Origin of the sequence: Celeribacter halophilus (genome assembly GCF_900114135.1) — a bacterium.
GTDB lineage: Bacteria > Pseudomonadota > Alphaproteobacteria > Rhodobacterales > Rhodobacteraceae > Celeribacter > Celeribacter halophilus.
This window is the reverse complement of sequence record NZ_FORY01000006.1, coordinates 115,202-130,252: the sequence shown is the minus strand read 5'-3', so window position 1 is coordinate 130,252 and position 15,051 is coordinate 115,202. Positions and strand designations below refer to the sequence as shown.

Below are 15,051 nucleotides of genomic sequence, written 5' to 3'. Positions count from 1 at the left end.
CCCTATGTCCCGCAAAGACTACGTATTCACCTCGGAATCTGTTTCCGAGGGCCACCCGGATAAGGTCTGTGACCGTATTTCCGATGCTGTCCTTGATGCCCTACTTTCAGAAGAACCCGAAGCGCGGGTCGCCTGCGAGACCTTCGCCACCACAAACCGTGTGGTGATCGGGGGAGAAGTGGGTCTGTCCGATCAGGACAAGCTGCACGACTATATGGGGAAGATTGACGGTATCGTGCGCGATTGCGTGCGCGACATCGGCTATGAACAGGACAAGTTCCATTGGAAGACGCTGGAGATCACGAATCTCCTGCACGAACAATCCGCCCATATTGCCCAAGGTGTCGATGCCGCCGACAATAAGGACGAGGGCGCGGGCGATCAGGGGATCATGTTCGGCTTTGCCACCAATGAGACCGAGGCGATGATGCCCGCTCCGATCCAGTTCTCCCATGCGATTCTGCGTCGTCTGGCCGAGGTGCGCAAGGATGGCACGGAGCCGATGCTTGGCCCTGACGCCAAGGCGCAGCTTTCCGTGCGCTATGCGGATGGCAAGCCGGTCGAAGTCAGTTCGCTTGTCCTGTCGACCCAGCACCTTGACGAAAACCTGACCTCCGACGATGTGCGCGCGATTGTGGCGCCTTATATCGAAGAAGTGCTGCCCGAGGGCTGGCTCACGGCAAACACGGTCTGGCACGTCAATCCGACGGGTAAGTTCGTCATCGGCGGGCCTGACGGGGATGCGGGTCTGACGGGGCGCAAGATCATCGTGGACACCTATGGCGGTGCCGCACCGCACGGGGGCGGGGCATTCTCCGGCAAGGATCCGACCAAGGTGGACCGTTCTGCGGCCTATGCTGCGCGCTATCTGGCGAAAAACGTGGTGGCGGCAGGTCTGGCCGACAAGGCGACGATCCAGCTCAGCTATGCCATCGGTGTGGCGGCCCCCCTGTCGATCTATGCGGATTTCCACGGCACGGGCAAAATCGACGAGGCTCTGATCGAGGCCGCGATCCCGCAGGTCATGGACCTGACCCCGCGCGGCATCCGCACCCATCTTTCGCTGAATAAACCGATCTACCAGCGCACGGCGGCCTATGGCCACTTTGGCCGCGCTCCTGAAGCCGATGGCGGCTTTAGCTGGGAGCGCACCGATCTGGCCGAAGCGTTGAAAAACGCGATTTGAATGCAACATGGGGCGTGCGCAGAGTCGTGCGCCTCATCGCTTCAAGAGTGAAGCTCGGCACGTTGCATTGTGTTTTCACGGCTTTCTTGGCAAAAGCCCCGCTTGAACAAAACAGGGTTTCCCATGTCCGACGATCAAACGCACGACTCTGACGCCAACAAGACCGCTCACGCCTCCGGTGCGCCGTGGCGCAATTTCTATGGCCGCATCCACGGCAAGACGCTCAATCAGGCGCAAAAGGTCTATCTCGAAGAAGACCTGCCGCGACTGGCTCCCGGACCGGTGAGCTGGGAGGAAAACCCCGAGCGGGTGAAGCTTGATCTGGCCGAGCGGTTCGGCGGCAAACCTGTCTGGCTCGAAGTGGGGTTCGGCGCAGGGGAGCATCTGATCCATATGGCGCAGAGCTACCCCGATGTCGCGATCATCGGCTGCGAGCCTTATGTGAACGGGGTTGCTTCCTGTCTCGGCCATATGCGCCGTTTGGGTGGTCTCGACAATGTGGCAATCCATGCCGGCGATGCGCGTGACCTGTTCGATGTGCTGCCGGACGAGAGCATCGAGAAAGCCTTTCTCAACTATCCCGACCCCTGGCCCAAAGCCCGCCATCACCGGCGGCGTTTCGTCACTCAGGAACATCTCGCGCCACTCTACCGCGTGCTTGAGGCTGGCGCGGAATTCCGTGTGGCGACCGATATTCCCGACTATGTACGGCAGACGATGGAAGAAGTGCCGCGCGCGGGATTCGAATGGCTGGGCGAGAGCGCGGAAGACTGGCGCAAGCCGTGGGGCGACTGGTTCTCGACACGCTATGAGAAAAAGGCGATCCGCGAAGGCCGCACGCCTCATTACATGACCTTTCGCAAGCGGTGAGCGTGGTCTGAGTATTTTCGCCACAAAGGAGACTGCCGGATAGACCGTTTGCCTTGCTTGCGGTATCAGGGCGGTCAGAAATGTGAGGAGAGCAACATGTCCAGCCACGGCACCCCGATCCCGATGACATCGCGCAAGAGCGGGCCTTTGAAAGGCACGGCAGCGGTGCCCGGTGACAAATCCATCTCGCACCGCGCGCTGATTTTTGGCGCTATGGCGGTGGGGGAGACACGGATCACCGGACTTCTGGAGGGCGAAGATGTGCTCGACACCGCCAAGGCGATGCAGGCGCTGGGTGCGGATGTGGTGCGCGAAGGGGCAGGGGAGTGGACCGTGCATGGCGTGGGCGTCGGCGGTTTTACCGAACCCGAAGATGTGATCGACTGCGGCAACTCCGGCACGGGCGTGCGGCTCATTATGGGGTGCGTGGCGACCTATGATTTCTGCACGTCATTCACCGGTGACGGCTCTTTGCGCAAACGTCCGATGGCGCGGGTGACCGATCCTTTGGCGCTGTTCGGTGCGCGTGCTGTCGGGCGCTCTGGCGGGCGGTTGCCGCTGACCCTTGTGGGGGCGGCGGAGCCTGTGCCGGTGGAATATGAAACCCCAGTGCCCTCCGCGCAGGTGAAATCCGCCGTATTGTTCGCGGGGTTGAACGCGCCGGGAAAAACTGTGGTGATCGAGAAAGAGGCCACGCGGGACCATACGGAGCGGATGCTCACGGGGTTTGGCGCGGAGGTTGTGACCGAGACTACGCCGGAGGGCTACAACAAGATCACGCTGACAGGGCGGCCCGAATTGACCCCGCAAGAGGTGGCCGTGCCGCGCGATCCGAGTTCGGCCGCATTTCCGGTCTGTGCGGCGCTCATTGTCGAAGGCTCGGAGATTTTCGTGCCCGGCGTGAGCCAGAACCTGACGCGCAACGGGCTTTACACCACGCTGGTGGAAATGGGGGCGGATATTGCCTTTGAGAACCCGCGTGAGGAAGGTGGCGAGCCGGTTGCCGATTTGCGGGTGAAATATTCCAAGCTCAAAGGCATCGATGTGCCGCCTGAACGGGCCGCGTCGATGATTGACGAATATCCGGTCCTCTCGGTGGTGGCGGCGTTTGCCGAGGGCACCACGGTGATGAAAGGCGTCAAGGAATTGCGGGTGAAAGAATCGGACCGCATCGACGCGATGGCACGCGGGCTTGAGGCGTGCGGCGTGGAGGTCGAAGAGGATGAGGACACGCTGATCGTGCATGGCTGCGGCGCGCAAGGGGTCAAAGGGGGCGCGACCTGTGCCACCCATATCGACCACCGGATTGCCATGTCCTTCCTCGTTCTGGGGATGGCGGCACAAGAGCCGGTCACGGTTGATGACGCCAGTCCTATTGCCACGTCGTTTCCGGTTTTTGAAAAATTGATGACCGATCTTGGCGCTGACGTGAAACGCAACAACTGAGGGCTTGACCTCGCACGCGCAAAGAGTCAGCGTGTGCTCCCCCTCAGGAGGAAAAAACATGAGTTTCTGCATCGCGATTGATGGTCCTGCCGCTGCCGGAAAAGGCACGATTTCCAAAGCTGTCGCGCAACATTTCGGCTTTGCCCATCTCGACACGGGCCTGTTGTATCGTGCGACGGGCGCAAAGACCTTTGAAGGTCTCTCGCCGATTGAAGCGGCGCAAACCCTGACGGCGCAGGATCTGGAGCGCGATGATCTGCGTTCGGCGGATGCGGGGCAGGCCGCCTCACGGGTGGCTGCGGAACCGGATGTGCGCGAAGCGTTGGTGGATTTCCAGCAGGCCTTTGCCCGCCGCGAGGGCGGTGCGGTTCTCGACGGGCGTGACATTGGTACGGTGATCTGTCCGGATGCCGAGGTGAAGCTCTATGTGATTGCCTCCGACGAGGTGCGTGCGCGCAGACGGCATAAGGAACTGGTGGAAAAGGGCGAAGAGATCACCTTTGAAGAGGTGCTCGATGACCTGCGCGAGCGCGACGAGCGTGACGCGGCACGGGCCACGGCCCCGCTGAAGCCCGCCGATGATGCGGTTGTGATTGACACCACTTCGATGAGCATCGAGCAGGCCGTGGCGAAAGTCATTGAACTGATCGAGGCCAAGCTGGGATGACGGCCAAGCTCGTCCTGCATCTGCCCGATCACGAGCGGGCGGCTCTGGAGGCGGGCAAGATGTCGTCGCTTTACCCGCGGCTCAAGCGGATGGTCGAGCGGCGCAGGGGCATGGTGGAGATCGCGCCACGGTTTCCGCCGGTTGCGCCGGATGGCAATCTGCATGTGGTGGACAATGCCCGTAAACCCCACAAGGATGTTTTGATCGCGGCGCTGGCCTATCTGGACGGGTGTTGGCATCTTGATCCGAAGGGCGTGCTGGCGGACAGTTCCATAGCGACGCGTCACTTTGTGCCGGAGGCAATAGATGCGCTTGAGGCGGAACGCTATGTCGCGGCGCTGAAGGCGCGTTTCTCCGAGCAGCGCAGCTCGCGGTATCATCAGAAGAAAACCGTGGAAGAGATTGATTCCGAGGGCATCGTCATTTTTTTGCAAGGCCCGCCGCCCTATCGTCGGGGGCACGCCTATATGAGCCGCGAGGAGATGATCCACACGGTTCTGGAGGGGGCGGACGGGCGGCCTGTCTATGTCAAGCCGCACCCGCTTCGCAAAGAGGAGGGGGTAAAGGCGATCAAGGAAATGAAGGCGGCGGGATACAGGCCGATCAAGACCAACGCCAATGTGCATGACCTGTTGAGGCAGGCGGAGGTGACGGTGTCGGCCAATTCGGCCGCGTCGATAGAAGGGTTCCTGCACGGCACGCCGACGCTGCTTTTTGCCCGCGCCGATTTCGATCAGGTCGCGGAGGTGGTGAAAACACCGGAAGAGTTCTCCGCGGCGCTTGCGCGGGCGGTGGGGCAAAAGCGCGACTACACAAAGTTTCTCTACTGGTATTTTTCGCAATGCCTGTGGCTGGACGATCCGGCGTTCGAGGCCAATGTGCTGGCGCGTTTTACGGATATGGGGTTTCCGCCGAAGCGCCTCGGCCTGGATATGTCGTAAGCGCTCCCTTGCGCTCCGCTACACAGAGAGTGGGGCAAAGGGTGTGGCCGGAAATATGGGTTTGTGGCGGAGAGCCCCGATGCATATGGTGCAGCAAACGCACATATACGAATATACTAAGGATTCCTGATGTTCCTCGACAAGCTCGACTGGCGCTATGCCGCCAAGAAAATGGACCCGTCCAAACCGGCGGATGAGGCCAAGGTGGCACAGATCGTCGAAGCCATCCGCATGACACCGACCTCCTCCGGCTTGCAACCTTTCCACCTGTTTGTGATCCGCAACAAAGAGCTGCGCGCAAAGCTCAAGGCGGCGTCTTACGGTCAGGAACAGGTTACGGACGGCTCGCATCTTCTGGTTTTTGCGGCCTATGACAATTACGATGACGCGCGCATTGATGCGGTGGTCGAACATCACGCCGCAGAACGTCCGGGCACGCGCGAGGCGCTGGATGCCTATTACACCCGTTTGAAATCGCTTTACCTGTCGCGGGACGCGCATGAGAATTTCGAACATGCCGCCCGTCAGGTCTATATCGCATTGGGCTTTGCATTGGCGGCGGCAGCCGAGTTGGAAGTCGACAGCACACCGATGGAGGGTTTCGATCCCGCACAGTTCGACGCGATCCTCGGGCTTGAGGACAAAGGCCTCAAATCCGTCGTGGCGCTGGTGCTGGGGACGCGTGACGTGGAGGGCGACTGGCTGGCCGCGCTCAAAAAGGTCCGCAAACCTGCCTATGAAATGGTGACGGACCTGAACTGATCCGGTTCCGGCAGAAGGCCCGAACCGCCAGATGAGCCGAAGGCCGCAGTTCGGGCGCTCATCTGGCGGGTTGAAATGGTCAGATTTTGATGACGATTGTCACTTTGATCGACCAGTCCTGTCCTTTGCCTGCGGCGGTGATCAGGGTTTTGCCCTCGCTCAGGCCCTTCCCGTAGGCTTTGCGGACGGCTGTGACGATTTCGCCGTTGAATTTGAATTCGGGGAATTCTTTGGACAGGCGCGCTTCGAGTTCCTTGCCAAGGAGTGCCGGGCGATCTTCGGGGGCCGCTTTGTTGATCGCGGCAACGGACAGGTCCGGGATGTCCACTTTGCCGCCACCGCCACTATCGCCGCCTGCGATGGCTCCGACAGCGATGATTGCTCCGAGGCCGAGGGCGAGTGGGCCCGCCGCACCAAGGGCTGCGCCAGCAACGGGGGTGAAGCCCTCTTTCCCTGCAGCGAGAGCGGGGATGGCGAAGGTGCTTGAAACTACAGCGGCAGCGCCCGTTGTGAGGAAAGTGCGTTTTGAGATGTTCATATCAAGTCGTTCCTAAAATATGTTTTCTGTCCCGACACGCTTTCACAGCGGGCGAGGTTATACAAAAGCAAAGCACTTCGAGCCGCCTGTTATCCGATAACATGCGTGCTTGGGGCACATTGTCTTGCCAATCAAGGGGTTTTCCCCTATACGCGCGCTTGTCTGACGACCGTAAAGAGTCGCGGGCATGGGTGAGCAGGGCCAGAAGATCTCCAGCATGGAAATCTCCGGCCCTTCTTGTTTGTGTTTTCACCCTGTCCTTCGGTGCTTTGAGAGCGATCCCAGACGTGAATGAAATCAAGACCGGCGGAGACAACCGCATGGCCCGCATAAATGTATGAAAAGGAATCTAGAGACCACATGGCTCAGAACGTATCTATGGAGGACTTCGAAGCCCTTCTGAATGAAAGCTTCGAAATTGACACGCCCGCAGAAGGGTCTGTCGTAAAAGGCAAAGTGATCGCTATTGAAGCAGGTCAGGCCATCATCGACGTCGGCTACAAAATGGAAGGCCGCGTTGATCTTAAAGAATTTGCAAACCCGGGTGAGGCTCCTTCCGTTGCTGTTGGCGACGAAGTTGAAGTGTTCCTTGACCGTGTTGAAAACGCCCGTGGCGAAGCGGTTATCTCCCGCGACAAAGCCCGTCGTGAAGAAGCATGGGACCGTCTCGAAAAAGCCTACGCATCCGAAGAGCGCGTCGAAGGCGCTATCTTTGGCCGCGTCAAAGGCGGTTTCACGGTCGATCTGGGCGGCGCGGTTGCGTTCCTTCCGGGTTCCCAAGTCGATGTGCGCCCCGTGCGCGATGCCGGCCCGCTCATGGGTCTCAAGCAGCCGTTCCAAATCCTCAAGATGGACCGTCGCCGTGGCAACATCGTTGTGTCGCGTCGTGCGATCCTCGAAGAGTCCCGTGCGGAACAGCGCGCTGAAGTTATCGGCAACCTGCACGAAGGTCAGGCTGTTGACGGTGTTGTCAAAAACATCACCGAATACGGCGCCTTTGTGGACCTCGGCGGTGTCGACGGTCTGTTGCACGTCACCGACATGGCATGGCGTCGTGTGAACCACCCGTCCGAAATCCTCTCCATCGGCGAGACGATCAAGGTTCAGGTGATCAAGATCAACAAAGAGACCCACCGTATCTCCCTCGGCATGAAACAGCTGCAGGACGATCCTTGGGATTCTGTTGAAGCCAAATACCCGCTCGAAACCGTTCACACGGGCCGCGTGACCAACATCACCGACTACGGTGCGTTCGTCGAGCTGGAACCGGGCGTCGAAGGTCTTGTCCACGTTTCCGAAATGTCCTGGACCAAGAAAAACGTCCACCCGGGCAAAATCGTCTCCACCTCGCAAGAAGTGGAAGTCATGGTTCTCGAGATCGACCCGTCCAAGCGTCGTGTTTCTCTCGGCCTCAAACAAACCATGCGCAATCCGTGGGAACTCTTTGCAGAGACCCATCCGGAAGGCACCGTGGTCGAAGGCGAAGTCAAGAACATCACCGAATTCGGTCTGTTCGTCGGCCTGCCGGGCGACATCGACGGTATGGTTCACCTCTCTGACCTGTCTTGGGACGAGCGTGGCGAGGAAGCCATCCAGAACTACCACAAGAATGACGTGGTCAAAGCCGTTGTCACCGAAGTGGACGTGGAAAAAGAGCGTATCTCTCTCTCCATCAAAGCTCTGGACGACAGCTTCTCCGGTGCGGTTGAGGGCGTGAAACGCGGCTCCATCGTGACCGTGACCGTGACTGCCATCGAAGACGGCGGGATCGAAGTGGAATATGAAGGCGCGAAATCCTTCATCCGTCGCTCCGACCTGTCCCGTGATCGTGCCGAGCAACGCCCCGAGCGTTTCCAGATCGGCGATCACATCGATGTGCGCGTGACCAATGTGGATCAGAAAACCCGTCGTCTGGGTCTGTCCATCAAAGCACGCGAGATTGCCGAAGAAAAAGAAGCCGTTGCACAGTATGGCTCCTCCGACTCCGGCGCGTCCTTGGGCGATATCCTCGGCGCGGCTCTGAAGACCGGCGACGAGTAATCGCGACAGTCGATCAAAATTTGGAAAAGGCCTCGCATCTGCGGGGCCTTTTTCTTTGGCTCATCCACGCTTGGGTCGGGCGGGCCGATTGGTGCTTCGGGGCCATTGGAACGTGTCGTGGCAAGTCGCCTTTAACAGGGCAAGAAAACCGAATCGCCGCAGATTTTGCCGCAACGCGGCACGAGGCGGGAGAGCGCCAAAATCGAAATTTGCACAGCTAAAACGGATTTTTAGGCGGAAAGTCAGCATATTAGGGGTAAAAAACCCGTGTCACGCCCCTATGAAACGCTTCCCCGGATCGCGATCCCATCCTATAGTCACTCTATAAATTGTCATGCAGGCAGATATCTTTCCGGCATGATCTGAGGACATAAACGCGCCTGAAATGTAAGGGGGAGCTTCAATGATTCGGTCTGAGTTGATCCAGAAGATCGCTGACGAAAATCCGCATCTTTACCAACGCGATGTGGAACGTATCGTCAACACGATCTTTGAGGAAATCATCGAAGCGATGGCGCGCGGCGATCGGGTGGAACTGCGCGGATTTGGCGCCTTTTCCGTCAAGAAGCGCGATGCCAGAATGGGCCGCAACCCGCGCACGGGGGAAAGTGTTCCTGTCGAGGAAAAGCATGTGCCGTTTTTCAAAACCGGCAAGCTCCTGCGCGATCGTCTGAACGAAGAATAAGGTCATTTCCATGCGATACATCCGTTACGCCTTTCTCGCCGCGCTGGCCGTGGTGCTTGTGACCGTTGCCATCGCCAATCGGGATGTCGTGACGCTGAACCTTCTGCCCGCAGAGCTTGCCACGTTGAGCGGCGTGACCCTGTCGGTCAGTCTGCCGCTGTTCGTTGTGATCTTCGGCGCGATCATCGCGGGGCTTCTGATCGGCTTTGTTTGGGAGTGGATGCGTGAGTATAAACACCGCTCCGCTGCCTCGACGCACAAGCGTGAGAAGGAAAAGCTCGCTCGCGAAGTCAGCAAGCTGAAAACCGACAAGGCGAAGAACGAAGGCGACGAGGTTCTGGCGCTTCTCGAAAATTGATCTGGGAAAACAGTTCCTAGCGCGATAGACCCGACCTATGGAAACTCGTGTGAAAATCTGCGGGCTGAAAACGCCTGATGCCGTTTCTGCGGCGGTCGAGGCGGGCGCGCAATATCTGGGCTTTGTCTTTTTCCCGAAATCTCCGCGCCATGTCGAGGTCGCCACAGCGCGTGATCTGGCGCTGGATGTTCCTGTGGGGGTCGCAAAGGTCGCTCTGGTGGTGAATGCCACGGATGCGGAGCTGGATCGGATCACCTCGGAAATGCCGCTCGATATGTTGCAGCTTCACGGCAAGGAAAGCCCCGAACGTGTGGCCGAAATCCGGTCGCGCTATGGTCTTCCCGTGATGAAAGCGGTGGGCGTGGCAAGTGCCGAAGATGTGCCTGCGTTGGATGCCTACGGGATGGTGTGTGACCAGTTGCTCGTGGATGCCAAGGCTCCGAAAGGGGCGGACCTTCCGGGGGGCAATGGCCTGTCCTTCGACTGGCGCCTGATCTCCAAACGCGCATGGAACCGTCCGTGGATGTTGGCGGGCGGGCTGACGCCCGAGAATGTGGTTCTGGCAATCCAGATGACCGGCGCGAAACAGGTGGACGTGTCCTCGGGCGTGGAACGCGCGCCGGGTGTTAAGGATGCGGGGAAAATCCGCGCCTTTATCGAAGCGATCCGCGCTGCGTGACGGGCTTTTTCGAGTATTTCGGCACAAAGGAGGCGGGCGTGCTTTACCGGTCCGCCCCCCTGCGCTACATCCTGTGAGATCCGCAAGGGAGCATCGCGATGAACGATCTTTTTAACAGCTTCATGAACGGCCCTGACGAAAAGGGGCGGTTCGGTATTTTTGGCGGGCGGTTTGTGTCAGAGACATTGATGCCGCTGATCCTCTCTCTGGAGGAGGAGTATAACAAGGCCAAGACCGATCCGGCGTTCTGGGACGAGATGCGCGACCTCTGGAAGCATTATGTGGGGCGTCCGTCGCCACTGTATTTTGCGGAGAAGATGACCGACGAATTGGGCGGCGCGAAGATCTACCTTAAACGCGAGGAGCTCAATCACACCGGCGCACATAAGATCAACAATGTGCTGGGGCAGATTCTTCTGGCGCGGCGCATGGGCAAAACGCGGATCATTGCGGAGACCGGTGCGGGGCAGCACGGGGTGGCCACGGCGACGGTCTGTGCCAAGTTCGGGCTGGAATGTATCGTCTACATGGGCGCGACGGATGTGGAGCGTCAAAAGCCGAATGTGTTCCGCATGGAGCTTCTGGGCGCCAAGGTTGTCCCTGTCTCTTCCGGTCGTGGCACGCTCAAGGATGCGATGAACGATGCGCTGCGCGATTGGGTGACCAATGTGCGCGACACGTTCTACTGCATTGGCACGGTGGCGGGGCCGCATCCCTATCCGGCGATGGTGCGGGATTATCAGGCCATCATCGGGCAGGAGACGCGCTGGCAGCTTGAAGAGCAGGAGGGTGAAGGCCGCCTGCCGGATACGCTTGTGGCGGCTGTGGGCGGTGGCTCAAATGCGATGGGGCTATTCCACCCGTTCCTTGATGACGAGAGCGTGCGCATCATCGGTGTCGAGGCTGGTGGTCATGGCGTGGACGACCGGATGGAGCATTGCGCCTCTCTGACGGGCGGGCGTCCGGGGGTGCTGCATGGCAACCGGACCTATCTGTTGCAGGATGATGACGGGCAGATTCTGGAAGGCCATTCGATCTCTGCCGGTCTCGACTATCCGGGCATCGGGCCTGAACATTCATGGCTGCATGATACAAAGCGCGCGGAATATGTCTCCATCACCGATAAGGAGGCGCTGGAGGCGTTCCAGTTCTGTTGCCGCACCGAAGGCATCATCCCCGCGCTCGAATCTAGCCATGCGGTGGCCCATGTCATGAAGATTGCGGGCGATTTGCCCAAAGATCATATCATTGTCATCAACCTGTCGGGGCGTGGAGACAAGGACATCTTCACCGTGGCACGCCACCTTGGTGCCGACCTCGCCGGAGAAGAAGGCCGCGACGCCGAGTAACTCCCAGTCCAAGCTGTAGTCAAAGCCGTCCTTCGGGGCGGCTTTTTCTATGGGATATCCCTCTAAACCTGAGTTTATGCCCGAAGACCAAAGGTTTAGAGGCGGGTTCGTAAACCCGGATAAACCTGCTGCCAATAGCCGGAAGGGCGCGGTTCAAGCACATCAGGAGGCGAGGTCACGATGGCCCGCCCTTTGGGGTTGTTTGAAAATGCAGGAAAGGAAAATCCGATGCACAAGGTTCTTATGATTACGACACTCGTCTCCGGTCTCGGCGCGACGGTTGCTTTGGCGCAGCCGACGACGGAGGAAATTGTCTCCAAGTATCCCGGCGCGACACGGATCGAGATTGACCGCAAGCTCCGCTACACGGAGGTCGATGTCTATATCGATGGCAAGGAAATCGAACTGCGGATCGACAATGCCAGTGGCGAGGTGGTGCGTGAACGTGAACGTGCCCTGAGCCAACGCGAGTGGCGCGATGAGGTCTATGACGACGATGATGACGATTCGCGTCGTGTGGCGGGCGTCAATGTCGAGGAAGACGATGATCGCGACGATCGGGACGACTGGGACGATGACCGCGACGATGATCGCGATGACGACCGTGATGACCGTGATGATGATCGCGATGATGACCGTGATGATGACAGGGATGATCGTGACGACCGCGACGATGATCGCGATGATCGAGACGACGATGACGATGACGACGATGATCGCGACGACCGCGATGATCGTGATGACGACGACGATGATGACGATGACGACGATGATTGATCCGAAGAAATCATGACATTAACGCCTGCCCCGTAGAGGGGCGGGCTGCATTCGTGCTAAGAGAGCGGGAGGCAGAACAAAGGAAAGGACATTATGCACCGCAGGCTTTTCATAACCGGTTTGACCGCGAGTCTGCTGATCGCGCCGCCGGCGTTCGCACAGAGGGCGAGCGTGGTCGAGCAAGTCATCACGCAACTCAAGTCACAAGGCTACACAAGGATCACGGTGGGGCGCACTCTTCTTGGTCGGACACGGATTGTGGCCCGAAATGACGAGATGCGCCGTGAAATCATCATCAACCCGTCGACCGGAGAGGTTCTTCGCGACTATTGGGAAGTCAATGCAGAGGACGACCGGCGTGACGACAAGGATCGCAGCAGTTCGGGGAGCAGTCGTCGAGAGAGCGACGATGATCGTGATGACGACGACGATGACGATGATGATGATGACGATGATCGCGATGATGACCGTGACGATGATGATGACGACGATGACGGCGGCGATGATGACGACGACGATGACTGAGGTGCGGAGCTCGTGAAAGACAGTGTTATCCTTGCCATTATCCTGGTGGTGCAGTCCCTTTGTGCGATTTTCTTTGTTTTCGACATCGTGGCCTCGGTTCTGGGACTGCGGGCGCGGCCTATCTCTTGGCAAATCCGGGAAGTGATCGAATTGGGCGCCGCCTTGGGTCTGATCCTTGGGGTGGTCATGGGCGGATTGGCGCTCCGGCGTTCGATGATCCGGCGGAGCATGGCGGAAAGCAAACTGCGCCGCGCGGCCTCTGCCTTTGCCGATGTTCTCGAAGAGCGTTTTGCGGAGTGGTCGCTGACCCCTGCGGAGCGTGAGGTCGCGCTTTTTCTCATCAAGGGCTGCCCCATCGCGGAGATCGCAAGATTGCGGCAAACCTCGGAAGGGACGGTCAAGGCCCAAACGAATGCGGTGTATCGCAAGGCTGGTGTTCACGGCTCTTCGCAGCTTTTAAGCTTGTTTATCGACGATCTGATGGATGATCAGCTTTTGCCCACCGAAGCGGAGAAACAAGTGGCTTGAGCGGGCTGGCCTAGCTGAACTTGTCCTTGAGACGTTCCAGCGGGGAGCGTGTGTCTTGTACGGGCTCCGGTGCTTTCTCTGTCTTCGGCTTGGGCGGCTTGGTGCCGGTCGAGGAACGCGGCGGCGCAGTTCTCTGCGCGACCGCATTGGAGAATTTCGCAGGTTCTCCGTCAGCCAGATAGGGAGCGCCGTCGGAGCAGCCGCGGATCACATCGTCGAGCCAGTTCTGATCGGCCTTGGCGAAGTCGGAGAGCACATAAGCAGCCACGCGGTCCTTGTGGCCCGGATGCCCGATGCCAAGGCGCACACGATCATAGTCCGCACCGATATGCTGATGGATCGACCGCAGCCCGTTGTGACCGGCATGACCGCCGCCGGACTTGACCCGCACCTTGCCGGGGGCGAGGTCCAATTCGTCATGAAAAACAACGATATCGGCGGGGTCGAGTTTGTAAAACCGCATGGCTTCGCCGACCGACTGGCCGGAGAGGTTCATGAAGGTTTCGGGCTTGAGCAGGATCACTTTTTCGCGGCCCAAACGGCCTTCGGAGAGTTGGCCCTGAAACTTCGCCCGCCACGGCGCAAACCCGTGGTCGGAGGCGATCCGGTCGAGCACCATGAAGCCGATATTGTGCCGGTTTTTCTCGTATTTCGTGCCGGGATTTCCGAGGCCGACGAAAAGGCGCATGGCGGGGTCTCACCTGTTGTTGTGGGTCGTGCGCAGCATATTGGCGTGGTGGGGCACATGCAATCCAAAGCGGATTCTGTCCGGCCTGAAAACCGGCCCGATAGCGGGCAATCGGTTTGCCGGACCGCCGCAGTTCGAAGGGTTCGAGACCATTATCCACGAGGCCTGATCCAAGCCCCTTGCACCGCAATTTGTGGGGTCGGATACCCGTCGGCTTTCTGTCGGACTTGTGTCGGGCATCTGGCGGACATATGTGCGCGCAGTGGTAAGGCGGCATTAAGGCGCCAATCGGGGCAGCGCCAAGGCCCATAAAATGAAAACCGCGGGTCCCGAGGGGCCCGCGTTTCAAATGCATCCGAAGACACAGTGAAAGATTATTCTTCCGCTGCTGCTTCTTCTGTTGCTTCTTCTTCGTCGTCATCCACTGCGCCAAGGCCGGCAGGTGCGGCGATGTTGGCGATCACGAAGTCACGTTCGATGACCGGCTTCACACCTTCAGGCAGTTTGACGTCGGAGATGTGATACACATCGCCGATGTTGCCGCCAGTGATGTCGAGCGTGATTTTTTCCGGAATGTCGGCTGCGGTCACGATGAGTTCGACATCGGTACGGACGTGAGTCACAACGCCGCCTTTTTTGATGCCCGGAGCCGCCTCTTCACCGACGATTTCAACCGGAATGAACAGGTTGATGCGGGAGTTGCGGTGCAGACGCATGAAATCGACGTGAGTCGGAAGGTCTTTCACAACGTCACGCTGCACGCCGCGGCAGATCACGCGGACGTCGTCGTGGCCTTCAACCTTGAGGTTGAACAGCGTGGACAGGAAACGGCCGGCTTTCAGACGCTTCAGCAGCTCGTTGAATTTGATGTTGATCGGAAGCGGTTCTTTGTCATCACCGTAAACGATCCCCGGAACCAGACCGTCGCGACGTGCCTGACGAGCGGCGCCCTTGCCTGTCCCCGTACGTTCCAAGGCAATAAGATCAGGAATCTCACCAGCCATTTTAATTC

18 protein-coding genes are annotated in these 15,051 nt (G+C 59.0%); 15 read left to right on the top strand and 3 right to left on the bottom strand.

The window, feature by feature from the left end; genetic code table 11:
- Positions 1–4 precede the first annotated feature (4 nt).
- From metK to BM152_RS08045, 6 genes are all read left to right on the top strand, one after another.
- Positions 5–1,186, top strand: coding sequence for a methionine adenosyltransferase (metK, locus tag BM152_RS08070; protein WP_066606957.1), 1,182 nt, complete (start codon positions 5–7; stop codon positions 1,184–1,186).
- Positions 1,187–1,309: 123 nt separating this feature from the next.
- On the top strand, positions 1,310–2,056 hold the full coding sequence (gene trmB / locus BM152_RS08065) for a tRNA (guanine(46)-N(7))-methyltransferase TrmB (protein WP_066606959.1): 747 nt from the start codon (positions 1,310–1,312) through the stop codon (positions 2,054–2,056).
- A 96-nt stretch (positions 2,057–2,152) separates the two neighbouring features.
- Positions 2,153–3,502, top strand: a complete 1,350-nt coding sequence (gene aroA / locus BM152_RS08060) for a 3-phosphoshikimate 1-carboxyvinyltransferase (protein ID WP_066606961.1) — start codon at positions 2,153–2,155, stop codon at positions 3,500–3,502.
- 58 nt (positions 3,503–3,560) lie between these two features.
- Entirely contained in the window at positions 3,561–4,169 is a 609-nt protein-coding gene (gene cmk, locus BM152_RS08055; protein ID WP_066606964.1) for a (d)CMP kinase, read from the top strand.
- On the top strand, positions 4,166–5,110 hold the full coding sequence (locus tag BM152_RS08050; RefSeq protein ID WP_066606975.1) for a hypothetical protein: 945 nt from the start codon (positions 4,166–4,168) through the stop codon (positions 5,108–5,110). The genes cmk and BM152_RS08050 overlap by 4 nt, the downstream gene beginning before the upstream one ends.
- Before the next feature lie 129 nt (positions 5,111–5,239).
- Positions 5,240–5,872 carry an NAD(P)H-dependent oxidoreductase gene (locus BM152_RS08045; protein WP_066606981.1) on the top strand — a complete coding sequence of 211 codons (633 nt, stop codon included), beginning with the start codon at positions 5,240–5,242 and terminating at the stop codon, positions 5,870–5,872.
- 79 nt (positions 5,873–5,951) lie between these two features.
- Here the strand turns inward: BM152_RS08045 and BM152_RS08040 are convergent, their stop codons facing one another.
- Positions 5,952–6,410 carry a hypothetical protein gene (locus BM152_RS08040; protein ID WP_066606984.1) on the bottom strand — a complete coding sequence of 153 codons (459 nt, stop codon included), beginning with the start codon at positions 6,408–6,410 and terminating at the stop codon, positions 5,952–5,954.
- Positions 6,411–6,770: 360 nt separating this feature from the next.
- Here BM152_RS08040 and rpsA point away from each other — a divergent pair, with 360 nt between their 5' ends.
- From rpsA to BM152_RS08000, 8 genes are all read left to right on the top strand, one after another.
- Positions 6,771–8,450, top strand: coding sequence for a 30S ribosomal protein S1 (rpsA, locus tag BM152_RS08035; RefSeq protein ID WP_074914101.1), 1,680 nt, complete (start codon positions 6,771–6,773; stop codon positions 8,448–8,450).
- A 403-nt stretch (positions 8,451–8,853) separates the two neighbouring features.
- Positions 8,854–9,135, top strand: coding sequence for an integration host factor subunit beta (ihfB, locus tag BM152_RS08030; RefSeq protein ID WP_066606989.1), 282 nt, complete (start codon positions 8,854–8,856; stop codon positions 9,133–9,135).
- Between the two features lie 10 nt (positions 9,136–9,145).
- Complete coding sequence (locus tag BM152_RS08025; RefSeq protein WP_066606991.1) at positions 9,146–9,493, top strand: LapA family protein; 348 nt, start codon at positions 9,146–9,148, stop codon at positions 9,491–9,493.
- A gap of 37 nt (positions 9,494–9,530) precedes the next feature.
- A complete protein-coding gene (locus tag BM152_RS08020) occupies positions 9,531–10,172 on the top strand; it encodes a phosphoribosylanthranilate isomerase (RefSeq protein WP_066606994.1) in 642 nt (213 codons plus the stop codon).
- 98 nt (positions 10,173–10,270) lie between these two features.
- The gene (gene trpB / locus BM152_RS08015; RefSeq protein ID WP_066606997.1) at positions 10,271–11,521 is read left to right on the top strand and encodes a tryptophan synthase subunit beta; all 1,251 of its coding nucleotides are present in this window, start codon (positions 10,271–10,273) and stop codon (positions 11,519–11,521) included.
- Between the two features lie 228 nt (positions 11,522–11,749).
- Positions 11,750–12,298 carry a PepSY domain-containing protein gene (locus tag BM152_RS19425; RefSeq protein ID WP_156444372.1) on the top strand — a complete coding sequence of 183 codons (549 nt, stop codon included), beginning with the start codon at positions 11,750–11,752 and terminating at the stop codon, positions 12,296–12,298.
- 171 nt (positions 12,299–12,469) lie between these two features.
- Positions 12,470–12,823: a hypothetical protein gene (locus tag BM152_RS19260; RefSeq protein ID WP_066607069.1), complete on the top strand. Its 354-nt coding sequence runs from the start codon at positions 12,470–12,472 to the stop codon at positions 12,821–12,823.
- A gap of 12 nt (positions 12,824–12,835) precedes the next feature.
- Positions 12,836–13,351, top strand: a complete 516-nt coding sequence (locus BM152_RS08000) for a helix-turn-helix transcriptional regulator (RefSeq protein WP_066607001.1) — start codon at positions 12,836–12,838, stop codon at positions 13,349–13,351.
- A gap of 10 nt (positions 13,352–13,361) precedes the next feature.
- Here BM152_RS08000 and pth read toward each other — a convergent pair whose 3' ends face one another.
- On the bottom strand, positions 13,362–14,039 hold the full coding sequence (pth, locus tag BM152_RS07995; protein ID WP_066607004.1) for an aminoacyl-tRNA hydrolase: 678 nt from the start codon (positions 14,037–14,039) through the stop codon (positions 13,362–13,364).
- Between pth and BM152_RS19255 the strand changes: the two genes are divergently transcribed.
- Entirely contained in the window at positions 14,038–14,208 is a 171-nt protein-coding gene (locus tag BM152_RS19255) for a hypothetical protein (RefSeq protein ID WP_156444374.1), read from the top strand. The two genes, pth and BM152_RS19255, sit on opposite strands and share 2 nt — an antisense overlap.
- 205 nt (positions 14,209–14,413) lie before the next feature.
- Here the strand turns inward: BM152_RS19255 and BM152_RS07990 are convergent, their stop codons facing one another.
- On the bottom strand, positions 14,414–15,043 hold the full coding sequence (locus BM152_RS07990) for a 50S ribosomal protein L25/general stress protein Ctc (RefSeq protein WP_066607016.1): 630 nt from the start codon (positions 15,041–15,043) through the stop codon (positions 14,414–14,416).
- Positions 15,044–15,051 lie beyond the last annotated feature (8 nt).